A 10,825-nucleotide genomic window follows, 5' to 3' on the forward strand; every position below is an offset into this window, starting at 1 on the left:
CGGTCGGTTCAGGATCCATCGGCACCTCTGGCAATCCAAGATCCACCTCGGGCACCTGGATCGTAATCCTCTGACTCGGACTACTGGACAGCTTGCTCTTCGTATCGTGGGCGACGACATAATAATCGTAAGTCATCCCCGGGAAAATGCTCATGTCGGTCACGCTTGTCGTCTCGCGGGAATCAAAAACCGAAAAATCACTTTCGTTTAATTCCTTGCGGTAAATCTCATAGATAATATCCGGCTCCGCGCTGGCATCCCAGCTCAGATCGACTCGGACCTCGTCCGGATTGTAGACGGCCTTGAAGTTGGCCACCTTCTCCGGCGCTTTGTCTTCCTGCGTTTCCTCGGGCTGCCGGAAACTCCCTTGCTTGACGCCTTGCATGGCCGGCTTCATGATCTTGGCGAACAACGCCGCGGATTGGGAGCCGCCCGTCTTCAGGTAATGTTGCAAGTCTGTTTTATCGTATCCCATCCATACCGCCGCTGTCCACTCCGGCGTGTAGCCGACGAACCAGGCGTCCTTGATGCCGTCGCCGGAGAAGCCTTTGATGCCGTGCTGCGTCGTGCCCGTCTTGCCCGCTACGGGCCTGTCGATCGCCGCTTTGCTGCCCGTGCCGCCTTTCTGCACGACGGAGAGCATCATATCGGTCAAATACCAGGCCGTTTCGGGCGACATCAGTTGCTTGGATTCTGGAGCTTTGTATGCAAAGCTGTAATTTTTCCCTTCGATGCTTGTTATCGTATGCGGATCGACGGATTTGCCGCCGTTCGCCATAACGCTGTAGGCCGTTGCCATCTGAAGGGGCGAAGCGCCCTTCGTCAGGCCGCCGAGCGCAAGCGCGAGGTTCATGTCGTCCGGCTCCAGCTCGAGCCCCAGCTTCTTGGCGAACTCCGCGCCGCGTTTCACGCCAATCTCATTAAGCATCCAAACGGCTGCAAGGTTCCGGGAATCCTTCACCGCCTGCTTCATCGACACCTTGGTCGCGCCCCAGCGGTCGGTCGGGCAATAGTTGGAGAAACACTTCTTGTCGTTGGCGAGCTCCGTCCATGGGAAGTACTTCCCGGTCTCCAAGGCCGGTCCGTACGACACGATCGGCTTGATCGCAGAACCCGGCTGCCTGTACTTGGTCACCCGGTTCCAGCCTTTCTTAACATAGTCGCGTCCGCCGGACAATGCCTGGATTTCCCCGTTGCGATGGTCCATGATGATGACGGACGCTTGAACGATCTGATCGTCGACGCTCTTCTCGAAGTTCTCATCATTCGCAATTTGCGTATCCAACGATTGTTGGGCTTGCTGATTCAACGTCGTATAAATTTTTAGGCCGCTGACTCGCAGCTCCTCCTCGGTCATCTTCGTCAGCTCAATCGCTTCTTCGATGACGAAATCGACGAAAGCATGATAGTTGCCGGACTTAAATTGCTCCTGGCTCGCAGGCGCCTCGTATTCGACTGCCTTGGCCGCATCCATCTCTTCCTTGGTGATATAATCCTGTTCGTACATCAATTGCAGCACGACTGCGCGGCGATTTTTGGAATCCTCAGGATTATTGATAGGGTTGTAACGGTTAGGCGCCTTCGGCATAGCCGCGAGCGTAGCCGCCTGCCACAACTGCAGATCCTTCAGCTCCACATCAAAATAATAATCGGCCGCAGCCTTAATGCCGTGAATCCCTTTGCCGAAATAAATTCGGTTCAGGTACATGGTGAGAATTTCATCCTTCGTCATCTGTTGCTCCAGCGCAACAGCAATCGATGCTTCCGTTGCTTTTCGGAAAAACGTCTTGTCAGCCGACAGAAATACGTTTTTCGCTAGCTGCTGCGTAATCGTACTGCCGCCTTCGACCGCGCTTCTGGCAATTACGTCCTTGACGACCGCGCGGCCGATCGCCCAGAAGTCCAGTCCGGCGTGCTCGTAGAACCGCTGGTCCTCCGTTGCGACGATCGCGTGAAGCATATACTCCGGAATTTCCGCGAACTCCGCGACTTCCCGGTGGTCCATGACGTCGTACAGTCTGGAAATCTCTTCGCCCTTGGCATCGTAGATGATCGACGCCTCGCCGAACTCCAGCTTGCTGCCGTGTTCCTCCAGCAGCCGTTCGCCATTTAGAATGATTAACAGATAACCGATAACTCCGCAAACTATGCCGATGACAACCGTGAAGAACAGACCGTAGAACCAAGCCCGTCCCGAAATGCCCTTGCGTTTTTTTCCATTAGACCCGCTTTTTCTTTTCGTTTTCCTAGGTTCAGCCATGATGATTCCCTCCTGCACTCCCTTTTTCTCTGAACTCGCATTAATAAAATGGACACGTTGCGGCCTATTTGAAACGCCAAGGGCAACCCATGCGAGCGGGTTGCCCTTGCTTGCCGCTATCTAGTTTAACGTGCGCTTCTATAAGAAAGTTTCATGCGATCCTGTGAACTAGACCTCGGACTGGGAGTTGTCCTGCTGCATGAGCGATACGTTACGTTGCGGAACGAACGTCGAAATGGCATGCTTGTACACCATTTGCTGCCTTCCCTCGCTGTCGATAATAATGGTAAAGTTATCAAATGCTTTGATCACGCCGCGAATTTGGAATCCATTCATCAGGAATACCGTAACCGGAATATTGTCTTTGCGCAACTGGTTCAGGAACGTATCTTGAATATTGATCGATTTGTTCATTGGACGTTACCCCCGTCTAAAAAGATTGATTAGTATGATATTCAAGATGATCTTGAAACTTTCCTGCTATTATAGCATGAATTGCACTCAAATTGTTGTGAAAATTTTCCCCTGCGTCAAACCAGTGAATATCCTTCATATGCCGGAACCACGATAATTGCCGTTTCGCGAACCTTCGCGTATCGCGTTTCAGCCGTTCAACTGCCGCTTCATAGGAGCAATTGCCCTGCAAATAATCGGCGATTTCCTTGTAGCCAAGCGCTTGCATCGGCACCGCGTGGGGAGGCAGCTCTCTGCCGAGGATGTCCTTAACTTCATCCACGAGACCCTGCTCCAGCATTTCGTCGATCCGAGCTTCGATCCGCCGGTAGAGCGTCGCACGATCAATCGACAGCCCTATAATACAAAGTTCGTAGGGGGACTCTTTTTTCTGTCCCGCTTGCTGCTCCGAGAACGTCTGTCCCGTCAAATGATGGACCTCCAGTGCCCGTATCACGCGCCTCAAGTCGTTGGGATGGAGTCGTTCCGCAGCTTCGGGATCGATCTCCTTAAGCTTGGCGTGCAGGGCGTCGAAACCATATTCCGTCGCATAAGCTTCTTGCTCCGCGCGGAACGCTTCGTCGGAGCCGTTATCCGCGAATTGGTAATTGTAGCATAACGACTCTATATATAGTCCTGTTCCTCCGACGATAAAAGGCAGCTTTCCCCGTGACGAGATGTGTTCGATGGCAGTTCGAGCGCCAGCTTGAAAATCGGCTGCCGAATAAGGCTCCTCCGGATCGCAAATATCGATCAAATGATGCGGGATACCCCCTCGCTCAGCCAGCGGGAGCTTGGCAGTCCCGATATCCATCCCTCTATAGACCTGCATGGAATCGCCGGATATAATTTCCGCGTTCCATTGCTGCGCCAGCGTTAGGCTAAGCGCCGTCTTGCCAACCGCCGTGGGACCGATCAGCACGAGCAGCGGCTGACGTTTGCGATCCGTCGCGTTCTCTTGCTTTTCAGTCAACGTGAATCACTCCATATGCGATTTTCGATGTGTTGATATGCCTCTTCTCGAATCCGAGACGCTCGTATTCGCCGCTGCCTTGATGCTCCTTCATAATAACCGTGCGCCGGGCCACGCGTTTCGCTTGCTCGACAACTTCGGCCGTCAGCGCGTCCATGTTGGCGATTGAACGGAAAGCCCCGATCGCGGACGATTCCAGGATAGGCTGCCTGAACATGGGATCGAAGTAGACGATATCCGCGCTGTTGTCGGGCTGTTCCGCCAAATATTGGCCATGCTCCCGGCATATCATCTTGATTCGTCTCATGGCATCATTGACGTCTTCCAGTCCGGACTCGTACGCAGACAATCCTTCTCGCACCAATGCGCACAGAATCGGCTCGCTCTCCAGTGCGACGACAGTGCCGGCAGTCCCGACCGCGTAGGAGAACACCAGCGAATCGGCCGCCATGCCCGCGGTGCAGTCAATAACGGTGTCTCCGGGGCGACATCCGGATAGGTCGAGCAGCGGGTCGCTTTCTCCCTTGCGCAGTCGCTTCACCCGGATGAAGGCCATGCTGGGATGGAAAAACAGGGGCGGCGCCTCATCGCCGTCATAAAAACGGATCTCTCGATCCGTGACGACGATTGCGCGGCCATCTCCGCTGCGCTCCAGCAGTTTGCGCACGGAGGAGCTGCGCCGCTGCACGTATGCGGCAGAGAGCTCGTCCGCGAGTCGTCTCGCCTGCGCCAACACCCGTTCGGACGGCATCGGCGCTGTTGTGACGATCATGACATCACCCTCTTGAACATTTTCTCAAGCTGATAGGTGGAGAGATGAACGATAATGGGCCTGCCATGGGGACAAGTATAGGGCTGCTCGCATCTCGACAGTCTCGCCAGCAGGGCATCGCCTTCTTCGCGAGATAACCGATCGTTCGCTTTGATGGACGCCTTGCAAGAGCACATAATGGCCGCCTTCTCGCGCAGCTTCGTAATGTTGATCGACTTACGTTCCTCGATCAGAAGATCCGCCATTTCTTCAAGTAGCGACTGCTCTTCGCCGGCCGGGAACCATTCCGGATACGCGCGGACAAGAAATGTCTGAGAGCCGAACGGCTCGATCTCCACGCCTGCGTCGGCGAACAAGCCGATACATTCCCTAAGTTGAGTCGCTTCGCCAGCAGTGAATTCCAGCGTTAGCGGCACGATGAGACACTGGCTTGCAGCTACAGGATTCCCAAATTTATGAAGATAATATTCATAGTTTATACGTTCATGGGCGGCATGCTGATCGATGAGATACAATCCGTCATCCGCCTGCGCCACAATATACGTGCCATGATGCTGCCCGATCCAGTGCAGCTCCGGGAAATTCAGCGCGCCTTGGGATCGGCGGTTATCATCGTTTGATGTCTCTGTCGACCCGGACTCCCTTTCGGAAGGGGATTCAACAGCTGCAGCAGCTTCTCTCAGAGAGGAAGCTTCTGTTAACGATTCTTTTGCTGCTGGAAGAAGCGAGCTTACCGTTGCCGTTGATGCTTGCATTTCGCTTGATACGGACAACTCCGCATCGATTTCCTCCTCAACATCGGCTGACTTTTGGGCAGTGGCGCCGCCATGTCGCCCTTCGTGTACAGCGAAGGGCGACATGGCACTCTCCGGCCTCGCGTAGAGCCTCTCCGCAGCGTCTCTGGGCACATACGCCGACTCGCGATCGTTCCAACTGCGCTCCTTATGACCTCGACCGTCAGAACCTGCTTGCGAATAGGCAGAGCGGCCGGAGCCGCCCCAGGTTCTCTGCTCGGGTGACCATTCGCTCCGCCCCTTTGAACTGCCGGATTTCTCTTCCGAACGGCCCATTGAAGGCGATTCATTAACAGTTAACGTAGATGATGTCGATGGTCGGTCCTCTTGGGAGCCGGTCGACGGCGAATCAATACCAGTTAAAGATGATGTCGATTGTTGCCCGTCTTGAGATTCAGTCGATGACAGCATCTGAGAAGTTCCCGATAGCTTGTTGCTGACATCTTCCGCGGACAAATTCCCGCTATTGCGGGCAGGCCCTTCGGCAGGAGGCTCTGGCAGCGGAGCTTTCGCAGGATCGCCCTCCTCCAACCGGTCTCCAATATGGAAGGAGATCGTATCCTGAACATATAGCGGACCCGTACGTTCGCGTTTGCTTATAGAGTCAGGTCCGGGAATATGCCGCAAACCGTCCAGTACAGACTTGACGGAGCGTTCGATTAACGAGCGCAGCTCGGCTTCCTTGCTGAAGCGAACCTCCATCTTCGAAGGGTGAACGTTGACATCCAGCAGACCGGGATGCATGCCAAGCTCGACAACGACGAGCGGGAATCTGTTAATCGGCAGCAGCGTATGATAAGCATGAATCAACGATTGATTGACCGCATGGCTTCGAATATATCTCCCGTTAACGATCACTGTGATGCTTCCGCGGTTGGCGCGCGTCAACTCTGGCTTGGAGATGTAGCCGCTCAGCTCATAATCGGCATCCGACGCGGCCACCGGGAGCATCGCCTTGGCCGTGCTGGTTCCGTAAACAGCGGCGATAACCTGCAGCCGGTCGCCGGTTCCGAGCGTGCGCAGCAACACGCTGCCGTTATGCTTGAGCGTAATGGCGATGCCCGGATGTCCCAACGCGATGCGGTTCACATAATCGGAGATATGTCCCAGCTCCGTCTGGATCGACTTCATATATTTCAGCCTTGCAGGCGTATTGTAAAATAAATCCCGGACCGACATATCGGTGCCTTGAGGCGCGTTTGCGGCCTCGAATGCCGTCGTCGTTCCGCCTTCGATAACAAGGCGCCTTGCAAGTCCCGATCCATCTGTCGCGGAGATGCAAGTCATCCTGGAGACGGCCGCGATACTGGGCAGCGCTTCTCCGCGGAATCCGAGACTTGCAATGCGGAACAGGTCGCTTCCCGTATATATTTTGCTCGTAGCATGGCGCTGGAAAGCGGCAGGCAGATCATCTCCTTCAATGCCGCTTCCGTTGTCGCTCACTCGAATCAGCGACAAGCCGCCTTCTTCAATCATAACATCGATGACCGTTGCCCCGGCGTCTACCGCGTTTTCCACCAACTCTTTGACGACGGAAGAAGGACGCTCTACCACTTCCCCTGCCGCTATCTGGTTCGCCAGCTGCTCGTCAAGCACTTTGATTCTGGCCATGCTCAACCCCTCCCCTCTTCTCCTGGTCTTCCAAACTTTGCTTGTCCGTTAATCTCTCAGCTTGCCCTTCATATCGTTAAGCCATTGCATCGCCTGCATCGGCGTCATATTAAACAGATCCAGCTTGCGCAGGTCGTCGGCAAGCTGCTCCGCCTTCGGAGAAGCTTTGCGTTTGCCGGTGTCAAGCGCAGGCGTCGCTTCTTCGAACATAGACAACTGGATGACAGAGCCTTGCGCCTGCTCTGCATGAGAGATCGCTTCAACCTTCGAGGCGCTTTCGGTCATGACTCCCGTTCCCGACTCATGCAGCAACGAGAATTCCACTGCGGCAGCCGACTCCCGGTATCCGTGTGCAGCCTGCCCGCGCACATCCGATCGCACGTTATCCATTGCCGTGTTTGGGGCAGGATGTGCGGATTGCGATTGCCTCGTTTGGCCGATGTCAGATCCCGCTCTGGCAGCCGATGTTCCTCCACCTGCTGTACGTTCGGAACTATCATCCGTATTGGCGAGCAATTCATAGGCTCGTCCGATAATAGACTGGGGCAGTCCCGCCAGTTGGGCGCAATAAATGCCATAACTCGTGCTTGCCGCTCCTGCAATGAGCTTGCGAAGGAAGGTAACATCGTCGCCGCTCTCCTCGACGGCCATCCGCGCATTGCCAAGCGAGGGCAAAGACTCCTCCAGATGAGCCAGCTCGTGGAAGTGCGTAGATACAAGCGCCTTGCTGCCGATATGATGATGAACGTATTCGATAACGGCTTGAGCGATTGCCATTCCCTCTGCCGTAGAAGTCCCGCGGCCCAGCTCGTCGATAATGACCAGACTGCTCGCAGTAGCTTTTTCCGTCATGACCTGAATATCTTTCATCTCTACCATAAAGGTGCTCTGGCCGCCGATCAGGTCGTCCGCGGCGCCGATCCGCGTAAAGATGCGGTCGATCAGCGGAATTCCGGCAGCCTTGGCGGGGACGAAGCAGCCGATCTGAGCCATAATGCAAATAAGGGCAGCCTGGCGCATGTAGGTGCTTTTGCCCGCCATGTTGGGTCCCGTAATCAGCATGATCCAATCCTCGTCACGGCGCAAATGCGTATCATTGCTGATGAACGGAGTGCCATCCATCATCGCCTCCACTACGGGATGGCGACCGTCCACGATGTCCAGATCGTAACCTTCCGATACGGTCGGACGTGTATATCGCCGCTCTGCGCTTACTGTCGCCAGGGACTGGTACACATCCAACTCCGCAATCATCTCGGCAGCCCTCTGAAGCCGATGCAGATGTAGCGCCAGATGATCCCTGAGCTCGATAAAGCGGGCATATTCGAGATCGACCATTTTGTCCTCGGCCTCGAGGATTAGACGTTCCTTTTCCTTAAGCTCCGGCGTCACAAACCGTTCGGCATTCGCAAGCGTCTGCTTGCGCTCGTAGCGCCCTTCCGGCAGCGAAGTCAGATTGGCTTTGGATACTTCCAAGTAGTAGCCGAATACCTTGTTGTAGCCAATCTTGAGCGACTTGATGCCTGTTGCCTCGCGTTCTTGACGCTCCAGCTCGGCCAGCCAACGTTTGCCATTTGTGCTCGCTTCGCGCAAGCTGTCCAAGTAATCATCGTAACCCGCCCGAATAAGTCCACCCTCTCGAATGGATACGGGCGGCTCGTCCACCAGCACCGTCTCGATCATATCGGCGAGATCCGCGCAATCATCCGCTCCTGCGACTAGCTCCTCCAGCACCGGCGAACCGGAAGCCAGGCAGAGCGAAGTCAAATTCGGGATGCGGCGCAGGGAAGACTTCAACGCGATAAGATCGCGGCCGCCTGCATTGCCGTAAGCGACCCGGCCTACAAGCCGTTCGAGGTCGTAGATCGGCTGCAGCTCGGAGCGGATGTCCTCTCGCAAAATGAGATTGCGATACAGCGTCTCCACCGCGTCGAGCCGCTTTCCGATCGCCGAGCTGCTCAGCAGCGGCTTGTCGATCCACCTGCGAAGCAATCGGGCTCCCATCGACGTGCCGGTACGGTCGAGCAGCCAGAGCAACGAGCCTCGTTTGCTTCGGTCGCGCACCGTCTCTGTCAGCTCCAGATTGCGGCGGGTATAATGGTCCAAAATCATATATTGATTCGGCTCGTAAGAGCGGATATGTCTGACGTGGGATAAAGAACGCTTCTGCGTCTCGCCCAAATACCCCGTCATTATGCCAAGCGCCGCCATTCGAGCCGTTGAGCTCGACAAAGCAGCGACCTCTGCTTCGCCGAATTGCTCGTTTAGCCGATCCACGCCGATGGGATCCCGATCGGTAAGCGGCACTTTTCTGCCCCAGGCTGGAGATCCGTCCAATTGTTTGAGAAGGTTGCCGTCCCCTACGACCTCTGCCGGAACGTACACGTTAAGCTCGTCCACGAGCGCTTCCAGATTGGCCGGGAAGGATGTGACGTAAAGCTCGCCCGTAGACAAGTCGCACGCCGAAAGGCCAATTACCCCTCCAGCATTCGCAACCGCGGCTATGAAGTTGTTGGTGGAGCCGTCGAGCTGCTTGGACTCCATTACCGTGCCGGGCGTCACGATTCGGACGATCTCGCGGCGCACGACGCCTTTGGCGGCCGCCGGGTCTTCCACTTGTTCGCAGATGGCCACTTTATACCCTTTTTCGATAAGCCGGTTAATATAGTTATCCGCGGAATGGTAGGGCACGCCGCACATCGGAATTTTCGCCGCGCCTCCGCCCTCCCGGCCTGTTAATGTAATCTCGAGCTCCCGCGATGCATTGATGGCGTCGTCGAAAAACATCTCGTAGAAATCGCCCAGACGGAAAAAAAGGAACGCGTCCTTCGCTTCCTCCTTGACCGACAAATATTGCTGTATCATCGGCGTATAACCGGACACCGTCTTCGCCCCCTGCTATGTATGAGATAAACGCGCCGCGTTTCTGCGGCTCATTTTCTTACCAATGGTTAAACACCAGAACTCTATTATACCAATGTGAGCTGTGGAGTGCTATAACCCGGGGAATTAGTCGGCGGTGTTTGGAAGCTGCGACCCATTGTACTCGCTTTTTCATACACATTTGCTTGACGCTTCCTGTCTGCGACCCATTGTACTCGTTTTTTCATACACGTATGTTCGTCCGCGTCTGTCTGCGACCCACTGTACTCGTTTTTCCATACACGTATGCTCGTCCGCGCCCGTCTGCGCTCCATTGTACTCGCTTTTTCATACACATATGCTCGTCCGCGCCTGTCTGCGACCCATTGTACTCGCTTTTTCATACACATTTGCTCGTGTCCGCCTGTCTGCGACCCATTGTACTCGCTTTTTCATACACATTTGCTCGTGCTCGCCTGTTTGCGACCTATTGTACTCGCTTTTTCATACACATTAGGTTAGTGGTACGGTGATCTGGGGGGTGAATTCCGTAGGAACAAATATAAATGTAGAGACTTTGAGATGCCCTGCAGATACATTCGGAGTTTACGGGACGGAACAGTTACGGAGGTGAATGTCACTTAATGCAACGGGACGCGCCACTTCTCGCGGATATCGGTGCTTTCGTCCCATGTCCGGCCGCGGCGCGCAGCGTCGAACAACGGCTCGATAAAACGAGCCAGTCCGGCGTAACTGTCCGTCGCGGCGATTACGTCCGCGACCTCGTCGAGGCAAACCGCCAGTTCGCTGCGGTCGCCGGCGTAATACGCCTCCGCGTAACGCTCGCCGGATGCGGGCACGCGGGGCATCGCCAACGCCTCGCGAGCGCATAACAGCGCAAGCGCGAAGGCGGCTTTGGCCGCTGCCGGCGATACGAGCCAGCTCGGCAGCGTGCGATATTCGAACCCGCCATGCGGCTGCAACCGGAAGTCCCCGAGTACGCCGTATCGGGGACGCCGGCCGCGCCCGGCAGGGTCCTCCACCAGCGCGAGCGGGTACGCCGCGCAGCTGTCGAGCAAGCGGAGCAAGCGGCTGGTTAG

7 protein-coding genes are annotated in these 10,825 nt (G+C 55.5%); all 7 read right to left on the bottom strand.

The genetic code is table 11. From position 1 onward, the window contains the following. On the bottom strand, positions 1-2,260 hold a 2,260-nt coding region (locus PAT3040_RS33655), incomplete at its 3' end, for a transglycosylase domain-containing protein (protein ID WP_258235292.1). Positions 2,261-2,428: 168 nt separating this feature from the next. Continuing rightward, a complete protein-coding gene (hfq, locus tag PAT3040_RS33660) occupies positions 2,429-2,674 on the bottom strand; it encodes an RNA chaperone Hfq (RefSeq protein WP_087569310.1) in 246 nt (81 codons plus the stop codon). A gap of 16 nt (positions 2,675-2,690) precedes the next feature. Next, the gene (gene miaA, locus PAT3040_RS33665; RefSeq protein ID WP_181377007.1) at positions 2,691-3,686 is read right to left on the bottom strand and encodes a tRNA (adenosine(37)-N6)-dimethylallyltransferase MiaA; all 996 of its coding nucleotides are present in this window, start codon (positions 3,684-3,686) and stop codon (positions 2,691-2,693) included. After that, on the bottom strand, positions 3,679-4,458 hold the full coding sequence (locus tag PAT3040_RS33670) for a class I SAM-dependent methyltransferase (RefSeq protein ID WP_108996103.1): 780 nt from the start codon (positions 4,456-4,458) through the stop codon (positions 3,679-3,681). The genes miaA and PAT3040_RS33670 overlap by 8 nt, the downstream gene beginning before the upstream one ends. After that, the gene (mutL, locus tag PAT3040_RS33675; RefSeq protein ID WP_108996104.1) at positions 4,455-6,863 is read right to left on the bottom strand and encodes a DNA mismatch repair endonuclease MutL; all 2,409 of its coding nucleotides are present in this window, start codon (positions 6,861-6,863) and stop codon (positions 4,455-4,457) included. The genes PAT3040_RS33670 and mutL overlap by 4 nt, the downstream gene beginning before the upstream one ends. Positions 6,864-6,911: 48 nt before the next feature. Next, positions 6,912-9,746: a DNA mismatch repair protein MutS gene (gene mutS / locus PAT3040_RS33680; RefSeq protein ID WP_108996105.1), complete on the bottom strand. Its 2,835-nt coding sequence runs from the start codon at positions 9,744-9,746 to the stop codon at positions 6,912-6,914. Positions 9,747-10,366: 620 nt separating this feature from the next. Further along, positions 10,367-10,825, bottom strand: a 459-nt coding sequence (locus tag PAT3040_RS33685; protein WP_444980834.1) for a putative amidoligase domain-containing protein, incomplete at its 5' end; no start/stop codon positions are given.

This window comes from Paenibacillus agaridevorans, assembly GCF_003112455.1.
GTDB classification, from domain to species: domain Bacteria; phylum Bacillota; class Bacilli; order Paenibacillales; family Paenibacillaceae; genus Pristimantibacillus; species Pristimantibacillus agaridevorans.